This window comes from Flagellimonas pacifica, from assembly GCF_900215465.1.
Lineage (GTDB): Bacteria > Bacteroidota > Bacteroidia > Flavobacteriales > Flavobacteriaceae > Flagellimonas > Flagellimonas pacifica.
The window spans coordinates 61,473-73,403 of record NZ_OBEH01000005.1; the positions used below are offsets into that span (position 1 = coordinate 61,473).

The window sequence follows — 11,931 nt, forward strand, 5'->3', positions numbered from 1 at the left end:
TCAATCTTTTTTAAAGACTTGCTTTCCATTTTTCCAAACCTTATTTGGCTTTAGCTGTCCTTGGTGATAGGTGATTTCTTGATAGTTATTGGTAGGGAAAGTCACAAAATCTGCTTGGATTCCGGCTTGCAAAGCTCCCCTGTCCGTTAATTTTAAAGCAGTACTTGCTCTGAAGGTGATTCCTGCCAAAACCTCGGCATTCGACAACTTTTCAAAAGTTCCCAAAATACTTGCTTGTGCGAGCAAATCGCCCATGGGAGCTGAGCCAGGATTGTGGTCACTCGCAATGGCCAATGCGCCTCCGGCATCCAAAATTTTCCGGGCAGGGGTGTAGGCACATCCCAATCCGATAGAAGCCCCGGGCAAAGCCATGGAAATGACATTGCTCTTTGCCAAAAGTTGGATTTCTTTTTCGGTGCTGGCTTCCAGATGGTCAGCGCTAACGGCACCAAACTGTACCGCAACTTCGCTGCCTCCAGTAGTAAATTGATCGGCATGAACGGTAATGTCAAAGCTCATTTCCTTTGCTTTCTGAAAGTACGGGGCAATTTCTTCCGGAGAAAAAGCACTTTCCTCAACAAAGGCATCCACCCGATTTGCCAAATTTTCCGATTTGATTATGGGAAAAAGAGTGGAGGTCATTTCTTCCAAATAGGTTTTGTCACCATTCCAATCTTTAGGTTTGATATGGGCAGCCAAACAAGTAGCGATTAAATCTGCCTCGGTTTTTTCATTGGCCTGTTTAATGGCCCTTAGCATTTTTAGTTCCTGTTCCACAGATAATCCATAGCCACTTTTTACCTCGATAGTGGTGATTCCATTCTGTAAATGTTTTTGACTTCGTTGTAAAATTCCCTCAACCAGCTCTTCCTGTGTAGCTTTTCGAGTTTGGGTCACAGTATCCCAGATTCCGCCACCAGCTTTTGCAATTTCCAAATAAGAAATCCTGGCATTTCGCATGGCATAATCCTTTGCCCGGGTACCGCCAAAACAGATATGGGTATGAGCATCCACAAACCCAGGTAGGCAAACCTGTTCTCCTTCAATCAATTGAATACTGTCAGTTTCAGATTTTAAATCTTCAAAAAGCCCAACTTTCTGGATTTTTCCTTCGGAAACCAAGATTCCACCATTTTCGATGACGGTCAATTGCTCATCGGACAAAGCACCTTTTAAAGGCAAGCCAGCCATGGGCAATACTTGGGTAAATGGACCTATTAATATGGGTTTGCTCATGGATTAATATGTTTCAAATTCTGTTAGATGCGGCGCATTCCATTGAAGGTTTTTGTCCTTCATGGTTTTTTCAACCAAACCAATGATTTCTCCTTGTTGGATCATATCAATTCCTTTTTCAATATCATCAGCAAAAACCCGGTCGCTTTCTGCAAAAGGCACTTTGGTTCGAATGAATTTATGGATTTCATCCAATACCACACCAGATTTTAAAGGTTTTCTATATTCAAATGCTTGGGAAGCCGTGAGCAGTTCAATGGCCAATATTTTTTCAACATTTTCAATAATTTGAAGTGCTTTTCGGCCACTTATAGATCCCATACTTACATGGTCCTCCTGTCCCAATGAGGTGGGAATACTGTCTGCACTTGCAGGGAAACAGAGGCTTTTGTTCTCACTGGCCAATGCTGCTGAGGTATATTGTAAAATCATATAACCCGAATTGATTCCGGTATCTTCCATCAACAATTTAGGGACTCCGGGACTATTGCCCTCAAGGGCTAAATAGATTCTTCGGTCGGAGATATTTCCCAATTCGGATGCGGCCAGAGCGGCATAATCCAAGGCCATGGCCAAAGGTTGTCCGTGGAAGTTGCCACCGCTAATGGTGAGGTCATCATTGATGATGACTGGATTGTCCGTTACTGAATTCAGTTCTACTTCCAATAATTCTTTTAGATGTAGCCATGCGTTTCTAGAGGCACCATGCACTTGTGGAATGCAGCGAAGCGAATATGGGTCCTGCACTCGTTCGCAATCAATATGGTCTTCTAAAATTTCTGAACCCTGAACCAAAGTTCGGATTCTTCCTGCTACGTGCTGGTTTCCTTTAAAAGGGCGAAGTGCATGCAATTCTTCAAAAAATGGTTTTATGGAGCCTTGGAGTCCTTCCAACATCATGGCACCAACAATATCTGCTTGTCGTAAACAATGCTGTAGTTTTTGAAGAACCAAAACTCCGTGTGCCGCTATAAATTGAGTGCCATTGATCAATGCCAAGCCTTCTTTGGGTCCAAGTTCTAAAGACTTAAGTCCAGTTTTTTTGAACAATTGCTCTGTGGAAATGATTTCTCCTTTAAAATTGACCTTTCCCAAACCAATAAGTGGTAAAAATAAATGGGAAAGAGGAGCCAAGTCACCTGAAGCCCCTACCGAACCTTGGGAAGGAACGACTGGGATAGCATCATGATCGATATGCCATAGCATCCGTTGAATTGTGGTTTCCGCTATGCCCGAATACCCTTTGGCCAGGGCATGAATCTTTAAAATGAGCATCAACTTGGCTAGTTTTTCCAAAATGGGCTTGCCTACCCCAACACTATGGCTCTGCAAAATGTTGGATTGCAGAATTTTTGTATCCTCTTTGGAGATTTTGGTATTGCACAATGGGCCAAACCCGGTATTGATTCCGTAAACGGTTTCACCTTTGTCCACAATGTGCTGAACCCGATTTTGGCTTGCCTTGATTTTCTCCAGACATAGATCAGATAAAACGCCTTTTACAGTGCCTTTAGAAATACCAATGGCTATACCTGCCGTTAAATGATCTTCACCAAACTGAAATGTTTTGGGTAGCTGCATGGTCTTTATTTTGAAATATAAAAGTACTTTGTCTTTTTAATAATTACCAATACTTATTTTTGTAATATTTAATAAGTATGAATTATCAGATAGAACTACGACATTTCATTTATTTTTTGGCTGTAGCCGAAGAACTTCATTATAGAAAAGCGGCCGAAAAGCTGTTTATCTCACAACCAGGATTGAGCACACAAATCAAGCAGATGGAGGAAATCTTACAGACTCAACTTTTTGTACGCGATAAAAAGAAAGTGAGTTTAACTCCCGCAGGAGAGTTCTTAAAAGGAGAAGTGGAGTTTATCTTAAATCATTTGGAACAGACCCAAAAGCAACTAAAACTAATTGGTGATGGACATTCGGGTGAAATCCGAATTGGATTTTTGGGTTCCGCCATGCAAAATGTAGTACCCAAACTATTGTTGGATATGAAAAAGAAGTATCCTTTAGTGCATACCAGTTTAGAAGAACTTTCCAACAAAGCCCAGATTAGTGCCATTTTTAGGGATAAACTGGATTTAGGTTTTGTGAGATTGGCGCGAGTTCCAAAGGGATTAAAAATCAAACCGGTATTTGAAGATACTTTCTCATTGGTCTTGCCAAAGGACTATCCGCTGGATGAAAAAGGTTTTAAAGGAATCCATCAGGTTTCCCAAGATGATTTTATTCTCTTTTCCCAAGATTATAGTCCCTTGTATTATGACACTGTAATGAGTATTTGCGAGGATGGTGGTTTTACCCCCAATGTGTCCCATAAGTCGGTACATGCCCAGACCATTTTCAAATTGGTGGAAAACAATTTGGGCATTGCCATTATTCCTACTGCACTGCAATATGGGTTTCAAATGGAGGTGAAGTTCATCGAACTAAAAAAAATAAAACAACGCGCTATTTTATCAGCAGTTTGGAAGGAGGACAACCGGAATCCAGCATTGCAAAATTGTATTGATTTACTTTTGAAGGAATAATTAAAAAACAGCAATACTTACATTTGCGCATATAAAAATTGAGAATGATATTTGATTTAATAAAGAACCGCAGAAGCATTTTTCCGGCTCAATACAATAACAAACCTATTGAAAAAGAAATCATCAAAAAAATCTTGGAAGCCGCCAATTGGGCGCCAACTCATAAAAAAACCGAGCCATGGCGTTTTAAGGTGCTGATGGGAGAATCTAAGGCTAAGCTGGGCATGTTTCTTTCCTATAAGTATATGGAAACGGAACCCAAACCCAAACAAATCAAAGTAAAGAAGCTGATAGAAAACCCCAAAAGGGCAGGAGCAATTATTGCCATTTGCATGCAGCGTGATCCTAATGAAAGTATACCGGAATGGGAAGAGGTTGCGGCCACAGCCATGGCGGTTCAGAATATGTGGTTGTGTTGTACTGAAATGAGAATAGGATGTTATTGGAGCTCTCCTGGTCTTGCAAAATACATGGATGAATTCATCGATTTGGAGCAGGGCGAAAAATGTCTTGGTTTTTTCTATATGGGATATTATGATGAAGAACCGCCTTTGGTGGAACGCAGACCTGTTGAGGAAAAGGTGAAGTGGTTAGAATGAGAAAAGTTCTGACCCGTACTTTACGGTAACTATGATGAAGAAAACCAGATAACCAGCAGTTAATACAAACTTCATAAAAGTACCTGTCAAAAAACCAATAAACGAACCAAGGGCAGCTTTCATGGCGGTTTTTTGATCAGCTTTATTCATCAATTCCCCTACCAAAGCACCCACAAATGGCCAGATGATTATCCCAAAAGGACCAAATATGGGGAAAAAGATTGCTACAAGAAGACCAACAATGGTTCCCCACATACCTGCTTTACTACCACCAAATTTTTTGGTGCCAGCAGCCGGAATAACATAATCCAAAACGGTTACGGCCAAGGCAAGAATTAAAGTTCCCCCCAAAATCCACCAGTTGTCCGGCACGGCCTTGGTCATATAAAGGAGCAACAAGCCTATCCAACTAATAGGAGGGCCTGGTAAAACCGGAAGAAAACTGCCCAAGATACCAACCAACATCAAAAGAAACCCAATAATCAATAATGCTATGTCCATAACTCTATTTCTTATGAGACAAATGTAATAGGGATTTGTTACAAAAGAGCAGTCTAAATCCATTTTTTAACTAAAACATTAGTTTAAACTAAATGTTTAGTTATATTTGTTTTGTCATTCAACTAAAAAATTAGTTTAATATGAAGCAATTGACAAAAGCAGAAGAAGAGGTAATGCAATTACTTTGGTATTTGGAAAAAGCCAATGTGGCTGCAATCCTTCAAGAGCTCCCCAAACCTAAACCTGCATATAACACGGTATCGACCATTGTTCGAATTTTAGAGGATAAAGGATTTGTAGATCATGAAAAGGTGGGCAAGGGGCATGTATATTTCCCGCTTGTAAAAAAAGAGGAGTATAGCAATCAATCCATATCAAAATTGGTGGACGGATATTTTCAGGGATCGTTTAAAAGTATGGTGTCCTTTTTTATGAAAAAAAACGATATCAGCTTAAATGAGCTGGAAGAGATTATGCAAAAAATCAAAAAAGAGGAAAAATAAACTGATGACTGAGCGTAGCCGAAGTCACATTGCCAAAAATAGGCTTCGACTTCGCTCAGCCTCCAAAATAAAATATGATACAATATATCTTAGAAACCATAGTCATTCAATTGGTCTTTTTATTGGTGTATGACCTGTTCTTGAAAAAGGAAACCTTTTTTCAGCGGAACCGGGCCTATCTTCTGGGTACGTTTATACTTTCCTTATTTCTTCCTTGGATAAAAATAGAGGCTTTTAAAACAGTTGTTCCAGAAAACTTGGTTCAATACCAACAGTTTTTTTGGCAATTGGATGAGGTTGTATTGTTTGCGAACAATTCAGAAAATGGATTTTGGGAAAATATCAATTGGGGTTATATATTTCTCGGGGCAGGAGCACTTATTATGACCATCTGGTTGGCGGCAAAATTAAATCGCATATACAAGCTTAAAAAAAGCGGTATAATTTTCCAAGAGAAAGACTTCATCAAGGTTATTGTTCCTAAAAGTGAACAGGCTTTTTCCTTTTTTAGAAATGTTTTTATGGGTGCGGATATACCAAATGAAAAACAAGAGAACATCCTTGCACATGAAATGGTACATGTAAAACAACGGCACTCCATGGATCTTATGTTTTTTGAGGTTATGCGCATTGTTTTTTGGTTCAATCCCTTAGTATATGTTTACCAAAACCGTATTTCAGAACTACATGAATTTATAGCGGATGCCCAAGCATCCAAAACAGACAAGAAAAAGCAATATGAGTTGTTGCTCTCGGAAGTATTTCAAAGCCAAAACTTCAGTTTGGTCAATCAATTTCATAAAAAATCATTAATTAAAAAACGAATAGTCATGTTAACAAGAGAGAAGTCAAAAGCCATTTATCAATTTAAATATGCCATGCTGTTGCCTTTGTTGTTGGGGATGTTGCTTTATACCTCATGTGAAAAAGAAGAGAAAATAGAAAAAGAAGCTATAGAACTTATTCCCTTGGATGGAACAGTAGTGGTTGCCCTGAAAGATGGGCTAATTAATTTTGAAGTTGAAAATTTGGATAATTTGACTACAGATGAGAAACAAAGACAAGAAAAACTATTGGAAGAAGTATCTAAATCTAAGATTACCACAACTATAATAATGAATGATAAAGTGGGGAATTCCGCTGAGTTTCAGATGAAAGAAGGTACAATTTTCAGTATGTCTGTAAACAAGCAATCTGGAAGCACCCTTAACTTGGAAGAGAATGCTTCAGTACCTTTTGGAGTAATAGAAGAAGCGCCGATTTTTCCAGGATGTGAAGATGCTGTTGACAAACGAAAGTGCTTTCAGGAAAAAATGCAGAGACATATCCGAAAGAATTTCAGGTATCCTGAAGAAGCACATAAATTGGGTGTTCAAGGTAAAGTTTACATTATTTTTAAAATTTCCAAAGATGGGACAATTACCAATATTAGAACAAGAGGCCCGCATAAGAGTTTGGAGGATGAAGCTCAGCGAATCATAAAACGATTACCTCAAATGCAACCGGGAAAGCAAAAAGGAGAAGTTGTTGAGGTGCCATTTAGTATCCCTATTACTTTTAAGTTGCAGTAACCTAAATTAGAATCAAAAATTAAAGACCTGAAAACACTTTGGGTCTTTTTTCATTATAGAGGTCTTTATAAAAAATCGTAATTTCAGCCAAATATTAGGGGCTGTATGCGGAAGCTTATATTGTTGTCATTTTTGTGTTTGTTGACGTCTTGTGAGCTTTTCACATCTAAAGAAGAACAGACTAAAAATAGGGTCAATGAAGAACTTTTGGCTATAGACTGGAATGATGTGGACAAATATCCGATGTTTGAAGGCTGTGATGAAATGGCCTCCAAACAAATTCAGCGAGAATGTTTTCAGAACAAAATGTTACAGATAGCTGCTGATACCTTGGACAGCCTATCTTTTGAAGTGGAGAATGATTTGGAAGATACTCTTTATATTGATTTTAAGGTGGACGAACATGGTTTTATCTCTATTCTGGAAATTGAAGAAAAGCAAACGGTCTTAAATGAGATAGCTGATTTTAATGAACAGATTTCAGAGAGGTTGGCAGATTTAACTGTTGCCCCGGCACTAAAAAGGGGAATGCCGGTGAGTCTTAGGTTTCGTCTCCCGCTGGTACTAAATACCCAATAATAGTTTGGCAGAGAAAATCATTTTAGGAATTGACCCCGGAACAACGGTCATGGGTTTTGGAATCATCAAGGTGGTTAATAAGCAAATGCACTTTGTGCAGATGAATGAATTAATGCTGAGAAAGTATGATGACCCCTACACCAAGCTCAAACTCATTTTTGAACGAACCGTAGAACTCATTGATACATATCACCCTGATGAAATTGCCATTGAAGCTCCATTTTATGGTAAAAATGTACAATCTATGCTCAAATTGGGCCGCGCGCAAGGGGTGGCCATGGCAGCTGGACTTTCAAGACAAGTTCCCATTACGGAATATATGCCCAAAAAGATAAAGATGGCAATTACTGGTAATGGAAATGCAAGTAAGGAACAGGTGGCCAAAATGCTCCAAAGTGTTTTGAAGCTCAAGTCACTTCCCAAGAATTTGGATAGCACGGATGGACTTGCTGCAGCGGTTTGCCATTTTTATAATGAAGGTTGGGTTGAAGTTGGGAAACATTATACCGGATGGGAGGCTTTTGTGAAACAGAACCCCAAAAAAGTGAAATAAATGGCAGGAATCTACATCCACGTGCCATTTTGCAAACAAGCTTGCCATTATTGCGATTTTCATTTTTCTACGCAATTGGGGAAGAAAGAAGTTATGGTGAGGGCACTTCAAAAAGAAATTGAATTGCGTAAAGATGAGTTTCAACCTGATGTAGTGGAAACTATTTATTTTGGAGGTGGCACCCCTTCGGTTTTGGAGATTTCTGAAATAGAGACTCTTATTAATGCGGTATATGACAATTACAAAGTAAGTCATAATCCAGAAATCACCCTTGAGGCAAACCCTGATGATTTATCCAAAGATCGAATAACCCAATTATCTCAAAGTCCAATTAATCGGCTAAGCATTGGAATCCAATCTTTTTATGAAGAGGATTTAAAGCTGATGAACAGAGCACACAATGCCAGCGAGGCCGAAAATTGTATTGGAGAGGCTAAAAAGCACTTTGATAACATTACCATTGATTTAATTTACGGCATTCCAGGAATGGACAACAACCGATGGAAATCCAACGTTGAGAAAGCATTATCCTTCGATTTGCCTCATATCTCGAGTTATGTGTTGACGGTTGAACCAAAAACTGCACTAAAAAAGTTTATAGAAAAAGGAAAGGTTAAGGATGTTGATGATGAACAGGCACAAGAACAGTTTAATATGCTGGTAGAGGTTTTGGAGAAGCACGGATTCGTGAATTATGAGATTTCTAATTTTGGAAAGCCTGGTTACTTTTCCAAAAACAATACATCATATTGGCAGGGAAAGAAATATATAGGTATAGGTCCTTCAGCCCATTCTTTTGATGGAAAAAACAGGAGCTGGAATATCAGAAACAATGTGAAATATATTCGGGCTGTAGAAAATGGTGAAGTGCCAAAAGAAATTGAAACTTTGACCAAGCAGGATAAATACAATGAATATGTAATGACAGGGCTTCGGACCATTTGGGGTGTTTCGCTGCAAAGGGTTGAAAGTGATTTTGGAGAACCCTATTCCAACTATTTGCTTGAACATTCAAAAAAATATTTAGACCAAAACTTGTTGTATTTGGAGGAAGGTAAATTACTGATTACCCAAAAAGGAAAGTTTTTAGTAGATGGAATTGCATCAGATCTTTTTATGGTTAACTTGGAATCATGATTGCCACGATAAAATACAATTCCAGAAACCACAAAATAGATTTATCCAAACCTTTGGATATTTCAATTCCACTTCAGGATGGAAAAAACAACTTGAACGCCTGGTATTTAGATTCACCTAGAATTGAACCTCACCAAGAAGGAGATTTTATTGGAAAGGTATCGGAAGGGGCACCAGTAAATTTTAATGACATATGGTTCAATCCGCACTCGCATGTGACCCATACAGAATGTTTGGGTCATATTACTGATAGCTTTTATTCCATTAATCAAAAACTAAAACAATTCTTTTTCTTGGCAGAAGTAATTACGGTTGCACCCGAAAAAAGAAAGAAGGACTTCGTGATATCGGATAAGCAGTTAAAATATGCTTTGGGCAACAAAAAAAGGGATGCATTGGTCATACGCACCATTCCAAACCTTAAGGACAAACTTTCAAGGCAATATTCCAATTCTAATCCGCCATACCTTTTGGAATCCGCCGCGAAATATCTTGTTGAAAAAGGAATTGACCATTTGTTGGTGGATCTTCCATCGGTTGACAAGGAAAAGGATGAAGGAGCACTGTTGTCCCATAACGCTTTTTGGAATATAAAGGGGAAACCAAGAATCAATGCAACCATCACCGAGTTTATCTATGTAGCCAATACCATAGAGGATGGCTGTTATTTTTTAAACCTCCAAGTGGCACCCTTTGAAAACGATGCGAGTCCTAGTAGACCGGTATTATACAAACCTATTCGCGAATAAATTCTTCTCAATCTTCATATATTTAGACATGGATAGTATTTTGGAAGCTTTTTTGGGACTTGTTCTTGGAGCTATACTTATGTATTGGTTGGTCTCTTTTTTTCGGAAGAAAAAGAGTAAAGAGGTGACCAAGCAACAATCTACGGTCTTGTTGGACAAAATCAAGAGCGTTTGCAAGCTGATTTCTGTTGAGGGAGATTTTGCAGAGATTTATCATTATGAGAATACTAAGGGAGGTTTAATGAACCTTCTGAACAGTAAAAAGAAAGCATTGGTAATTGTAAAAGCTAAAGCACACATAGGATATGATCTTCAAAAATTGGGATTGAAAGCAGATAATAAGAACAAAAAGATTGTTCTTACCAACTTTCCGGAGCCAGAAGTGCTTTCCATTGAACCCGAGCTACAATATTATGATGTAAAGAATGGATTGTTCAATAGTTTTTCTTCGGAAGACCTCACTAAGGTCAATCAAGAAGCCAAAGATCATATACGACAAAAAATACCTGAGAGTGGCCTGATGCAAACGGCAAGAAAGGAAGCCTTGCAGGCCGTGTTGTTGGTAGAAAAAATTGTAGAGACAATAGGGTGGACTTTGGACTACTCTGCTCTGGAAATTACAAATAGAGAAAAACAAGCTTTGAAGGAATAGTTAATTATGAAAACTGGAATTATTACTTTCTTATTGATTATGGCAATTACAACAACTGGACTTGCACAAACTAATGATACTATGAAAACCTTTGACCCTGCCTTTGCCCATACCGTTTATTTTTGGTTTAAAAATCCTGATAACAAATCAGATATGGAAAGATTTGAAGCTTCACTTACAACCTTTTTAAAGAATTCCAAGTTCGCCAAAACTAATTTTGTAGGCAAGCCACCCGAAGCTACTAGGGATGTGGTTGATGGTTCATTCACCTATTCATTAATTGTAACCTTTGAATCTGCCAAAGCGCAAGAGGGATATCAAAATGAAGAAGCCCATTTAATCTTTATAGAAGAATGTAAGGATTTATGGGAAAAAGTAATTGTGTACGATTCATTTGGAATAAAACAATGAATATAGAAGAGCTTAGGACATATTGTCTTGATAAAAAGGGAGTGACTGAAGAGTTGCCTTTTGATGAGCACACCTTGGTATTTAAGGTAATGGGAAAAATGTATGCATTAATTCCGTTGCAAAGGATTCCGCCGCAGTGCAATTTGAAATGTAATCCAGAAAGAGCAATTGAACTTAGGGAGCAGTATGATGGAGTCATTACTCCGGGATATCATATGAGCAAAAAACATTGGAACACACTTTTTTTGGATAACCTGCCTCCCACTTTTGTTAAGGAACTGGTGAACCATTCCTATGATTTAGTGGTATCTGGTCTAACAAAGAAACTAAAGACCGAATTGGATTCTATTTAGGGATAATAAGAAAAATCCTTTAGATTTCACCGAAACATTTTTGCTGTTCATCGACAGTTTCCCCAGATTTAACTATTTTGTAGTCCTTTTCTGAGGATAATTTGAAAATTTTGTATCCTAAATTAATAGTGCCATGAATGTGCTTTTCATAGAAGACGATATGATTGAAACAATGAAATTGCAGCGCGCAATTTCAAAGTTTGATTGCAAGCACAAGATTATTGAGGCTAAAAATGGAGAGGAAGCCTTAGAAATCTTAAGGGAAGGAGCATTGCCCGATATTATCTTACTGGATTTAAACATGCCCAGAATGAGTGGAATAGAATTCCTATCCATTATTAAGGCAGATGATCGACTTAAATACTTGCCAACCATTATTTTGACCACATCGGAAAATAGGGTGGATTTATTGAAATGCTTTGAAATTGGCATAGCCGGTTACATTATAAAGCCTCTAAAATATGAGGATTACGAATCTAAACTTAAAAAGGTTTTTGATTACTGGGAAGTCAGTGAATTGATCAAAGGCTAACAAAAATCG

The 11,931-nt window shown here is 38.3% G+C and carries 15 protein-coding genes; 12 read left to right on the top strand and 3 right to left on the bottom strand.

What is annotated here, in order from left to right; all coding sequences use genetic code 11:
- Together hutI and hutH are read right to left on the bottom strand one after the other, a co-directional pair.
- Nucleotides 1-1,236 (bottom strand): imidazolonepropionase, encoded by a 1,236-nt coding sequence (gene hutI, locus CRO15_RS15150; protein ID WP_097046704.1) that lies wholly within the window; start codon nt 1,234-1,236, stop codon nt 1-3.
- Nucleotides 1,237-1,239: 3 nt separating this feature from the next.
- Complete coding sequence (gene hutH, locus CRO15_RS15155) at nt 1,240-2,817, bottom strand: histidine ammonia-lyase (RefSeq protein ID WP_097046705.1); 1,578 nt, start codon at nt 2,815-2,817, stop codon at nt 1,240-1,242.
- Between the two features lie 77 nt (nt 2,818-2,894).
- Here hutH and CRO15_RS15160 point away from each other — a divergent pair, with 77 nt between their 5' ends.
- A complete protein-coding gene (locus tag CRO15_RS15160; RefSeq protein WP_097046706.1) occupies nt 2,895-3,782 on the top strand; it encodes a LysR family transcriptional regulator in 888 nt (295 codons plus the stop codon).
- Nucleotides 3,783-3,826: 44 nt separating this feature from the next.
- Complete coding sequence (locus CRO15_RS15165) at nt 3,827-4,381, top strand: nitroreductase family protein (RefSeq protein ID WP_097046707.1); 555 nt, start codon at nt 3,827-3,829, stop codon at nt 4,379-4,381.
- Here CRO15_RS15165 and CRO15_RS15170 read toward each other — a convergent pair.
- The gene (locus tag CRO15_RS15170) at nt 4,373-4,882 is read right to left on the bottom strand and encodes a DUF456 domain-containing protein (RefSeq protein WP_097046708.1); all 510 of its coding nucleotides are present in this window, start codon (nt 4,880-4,882) and stop codon (nt 4,373-4,375) included. The genes CRO15_RS15165 and CRO15_RS15170 overlap by 9 nt on opposite strands.
- 140 nt (nt 4,883-5,022) lie before the next feature.
- Between CRO15_RS15170 and CRO15_RS15175 the strand changes: the two genes are divergently transcribed.
- The 10 genes from CRO15_RS15175 to CRO15_RS15220 all read left to right on the top strand — a co-directional run bounded on the left by CRO15_RS15175 (nt 5,023) and on the right by CRO15_RS15220 (nt 11,922).
- Nucleotides 5,023-5,385: a BlaI/MecI/CopY family transcriptional regulator gene (locus CRO15_RS15175; RefSeq protein WP_097046709.1), complete on the top strand. Its 363-nt coding sequence runs from the start codon at nt 5,023-5,025 to the stop codon at nt 5,383-5,385.
- A 74-nt stretch (nt 5,386-5,459) separates the two neighbouring features.
- The gene (locus CRO15_RS15180; RefSeq protein WP_097046710.1) at nt 5,460-6,956 is read left to right on the top strand and encodes a M56 family metallopeptidase; all 1,497 of its coding nucleotides are present in this window, start codon (nt 5,460-5,462) and stop codon (nt 6,954-6,956) included.
- A 105-nt stretch (nt 6,957-7,061) separates the two neighbouring features.
- The gene (locus CRO15_RS15185; RefSeq protein WP_097046711.1) at nt 7,062-7,535 is read left to right on the top strand and encodes a hypothetical protein; all 474 of its coding nucleotides are present in this window, start codon (nt 7,062-7,064) and stop codon (nt 7,533-7,535) included.
- A gap of 4 nt (nt 7,536-7,539) precedes the next feature.
- Nucleotides 7,540-8,088, top strand: a complete 549-nt coding sequence (ruvC, locus tag CRO15_RS15190) for a crossover junction endodeoxyribonuclease RuvC (protein ID WP_097046712.1) — start codon at nt 7,540-7,542, stop codon at nt 8,086-8,088.
- Nucleotides 8,089-9,225, top strand: coding sequence for a radical SAM family heme chaperone HemW (hemW, locus tag CRO15_RS15195; protein ID WP_097046713.1), 1,137 nt, complete (start codon nt 8,089-8,091; stop codon nt 9,223-9,225).
- Nucleotides 9,222-9,974 (top strand): cyclase family protein, encoded by a 753-nt coding sequence (locus CRO15_RS15200; protein WP_097046714.1) that lies wholly within the window; start codon nt 9,222-9,224, stop codon nt 9,972-9,974. The genes hemW and CRO15_RS15200 overlap by 4 nt, the downstream gene beginning before the upstream one ends.
- A 28-nt stretch (nt 9,975-10,002) precedes the next feature.
- Nucleotides 10,003-10,626: a DUF4230 domain-containing protein gene (locus tag CRO15_RS15205; RefSeq protein WP_097046715.1), complete on the top strand. Its 624-nt coding sequence runs from the start codon at nt 10,003-10,005 to the stop codon at nt 10,624-10,626.
- Between the two features lie 6 nt (nt 10,627-10,632).
- Nucleotides 10,633-11,037 (top strand): Dabb family protein, encoded by a 405-nt coding sequence (locus CRO15_RS15210; protein WP_097046716.1) that lies wholly within the window; start codon nt 10,633-10,635, stop codon nt 11,035-11,037.
- Complete coding sequence (locus CRO15_RS15215) at nt 11,034-11,390, top strand: MmcQ/YjbR family DNA-binding protein (RefSeq protein WP_097046717.1); 357 nt, start codon at nt 11,034-11,036, stop codon at nt 11,388-11,390. The genes CRO15_RS15210 and CRO15_RS15215 overlap by 4 nt, the downstream gene beginning before the upstream one ends.
- Nucleotides 11,391-11,523: 133 nt before the next feature.
- On the top strand, nt 11,524-11,922 hold the full coding sequence (locus CRO15_RS15220) for a response regulator (protein WP_097046718.1): 399 nt from the start codon (nt 11,524-11,526) through the stop codon (nt 11,920-11,922).
- The last annotated feature ends 9 nt before the right edge of the window (nt 11,923-11,931 follow it).

Bases quoted from the DNA above. Each gene is read 5' to 3' on its own strand.
- CRO15_RS15215 (WP_097046717.1), top strand. From the start codon at position 11,034: ATGAATATAGAAGAGCTTAGGACATATTGTCTTGATAAAAAGGGAGTG.
- hemW (WP_097046713.1), top strand. From the start codon at position 8,089: ATGGCAGGAATCTACATCCACGTGCCATTTTGCAAACAAGCTTGCCAT.
- CRO15_RS15175 (WP_097046709.1), top strand. From the start codon at position 5,023: ATGAAGCAATTGACAAAAGCAGAAGAAGAGGTAATGCAATTACTTTGG.
- CRO15_RS15200 (WP_097046714.1), top strand. From the start codon at position 9,222: ATGATTGCCACGATAAAATACAATTCCAGAAACCACAAAATAGATTTA.
- CRO15_RS15210 (WP_097046716.1), top strand. From the start codon at position 10,633: ATGAAAACTGGAATTATTACTTTCTTATTGATTATGGCAATTACAACA.
- CRO15_RS15220 (WP_097046718.1), top strand. From the start codon at position 11,524: ATGAATGTGCTTTTCATAGAAGACGATATGATTGAAACAATGAAATTG.
- CRO15_RS15165 (WP_097046707.1), top strand. From the start codon at position 3,827: ATGATATTTGATTTAATAAAGAACCGCAGAAGCATTTTTCCGGCTCAA.
- CRO15_RS15170 (WP_097046708.1), bottom strand. From the start codon at position 4,882: ATGGACATAGCATTATTGATTATTGGGTTTCTTTTGATGTTGGTTGGT.
- hutH (WP_097046705.1), bottom strand. From the start codon at position 2,817: ATGCAGCTACCCAAAACATTTCAGTTTGGTGAAGATCATTTAACGGCA.
- CRO15_RS15160 (WP_097046706.1), top strand. From the start codon at position 2,895: ATGAATTATCAGATAGAACTACGACATTTCATTTATTTTTTGGCTGTA.
- CRO15_RS15180 (WP_097046710.1), top strand. From the start codon at position 5,460: ATGATACAATATATCTTAGAAACCATAGTCATTCAATTGGTCTTTTTA.
- CRO15_RS15205 (WP_097046715.1), top strand. From the start codon at position 10,003: ATGGATAGTATTTTGGAAGCTTTTTTGGGACTTGTTCTTGGAGCTATA.
- hutI (WP_097046704.1), bottom strand. From the start codon at position 1,236: ATGAGCAAACCCATATTAATAGGTCCATTTACCCAAGTATTGCCCATG.
- CRO15_RS15185 (WP_097046711.1), top strand. From the start codon at position 7,062: ATGCGGAAGCTTATATTGTTGTCATTTTTGTGTTTGTTGACGTCTTGT.